Source organism: Micromonospora sp. NPDC048843 (genome assembly GCF_040649965.1).
Taxonomy (GTDB): domain Bacteria; phylum Actinomycetota; class Actinomycetes; order Mycobacteriales; family Micromonosporaceae; genus Micromonospora; species Micromonospora hortensis.
The window spans coordinates 1-1,501 of record NZ_JBEZGJ010000363.1; the positions used below are offsets into that span (position 1 = coordinate 1).

A 1,501-nucleotide genomic window follows, 5' to 3' on the forward strand; every position below is an offset into this window, starting at 1 on the left:
GCCGTTCAGTTAAGCGGTTGGGCGGATCGTCAAGGCGTGTCTGAGGCGTAAAGCAGCGGAGCTCCGGTATAGAGGGTGGTCACTCTAAGACGCCCTTGAACCTGGAGCTCCGCTGGCTGATCAGATTGCCATAACCCGGACGGTGAGGGTAGCTGCGGGGGTGTTCGCGCCGGGTCATCTGGGCGAGCTGACTCGGCTGGTGCCGTTCGAGATGGTCGATGATGTCCTGGCCGTGACCAGGCGAACGCAGTCGCGGGTTCGGCTGTTGCCGGCCCGGGTCGTGATGTATCTGCTGCTCGCGGGATGCCTGTTCGCCGAACTCGGATACCGGCAGGTGTGGTCCAAGCTGACCAGCGGGTTGTCCGGCCTGCCACTCGTGGCGCCCACCGGCAGTGCCCTGCGCCAAGCCCGGCAACGTCTCGGTCCGCAACCGGTGCAGGCCCTGTTCGATCTGTTGCGCGGGCCGGCCGTCACCAGCGCCGCTCAGGTGCGCTGGCGGGGTTTGCTACTGACCGTGGTCGACGGAACGTTCCTGACGGTCGCGGACTCGGCCGCCAACAGCGGTCGCTATGCCAAACAACGCTGCAACAACGGCGGTTCCGGCTATCCGCAACTACGGCTCAGCGCCCTGCTGTCCTGCGGCACCCGCTCAGTGCTGGACGCCGTGTTCGACCCGGTCAGCGTCGGGGAACTCGACCAGGCCCGCCACCTCTGTCGCAGCCTGCGGCCCGGGATGCTGCTGCTGGCCGACCGAAACTACGCCGCCGCGGACCTGATCATCACTCTGGCCGCCACCGGCGCGCATCTGCTGATCCGCTGTAAGACCGGCCGCAAGCTACCGACCCTGCGCCGCCATCACGACGGATCCTTCTCCTCCATCATCGGCGGGCAGCCGATCCGAGTCATCGACGCGCAGATCAGCATCACCACCACCGCGGGCACCCACACCGGCGGCTACCGGCTGATCACCACCCTACTCAACCCAGTCACCCATCCCAGCGCCGAACTGATCCGGCTCTATCACCAGCGCTGGGAGATCGAGAGCGCCTACCTCGAACTCAAATCCTCAATCCTGGGCGGACGAGTCCTACGCGCCCGCACCCCCGACGGCATCCAGCAAGAGATCTACGCCCTGCTCAGCGTCTATCAACTACTACGCACCGCGATGGTCGACGCCACCGACAGCCGACCCGGCCTCGACCCCGACCGCGCCAGCTTTACCACCGCCCTGAACACCGCCCGCGACCAGATCGTGCACGCCGCCGGCGTGCTGGCCGACACCGTCATCGATCTGGTCGGCGTCATCGGCGCCGACGTCCTGGCCCACCTACTGCCCGAACGCCGCCTACGCACCAAAACCCGCATGATCAAACGCTCAAACAGCAAATACCAAGCCCGCGGCCCCACCATCGACCGGCGCAGCTACCAAGCCACCACCAGTATCGACATCGTCATCCCCGACCCTTGACGACCACACCAACCACTTAACTGAACGGCGTTG

The 1,501-nt window shown here is 66.0% G+C and carries 1 protein-coding gene; it reads left to right on the forward strand.

Going from position 1 to position 1,501, the window contains the following annotated elements; all coding sequences use genetic code 11:
* Positions 1-142 precede the first annotated feature (142 nt).
* Positions 143-1,468: an IS4 family transposase gene (locus AB0C20_RS36100; protein WP_357569706.1), complete on the forward strand. Its 1,326-nt coding sequence runs from the start codon at positions 143-145 to the stop codon at positions 1,466-1,468.
* The last annotated feature ends 33 nt before the right edge of the window (positions 1,469-1,501 follow it).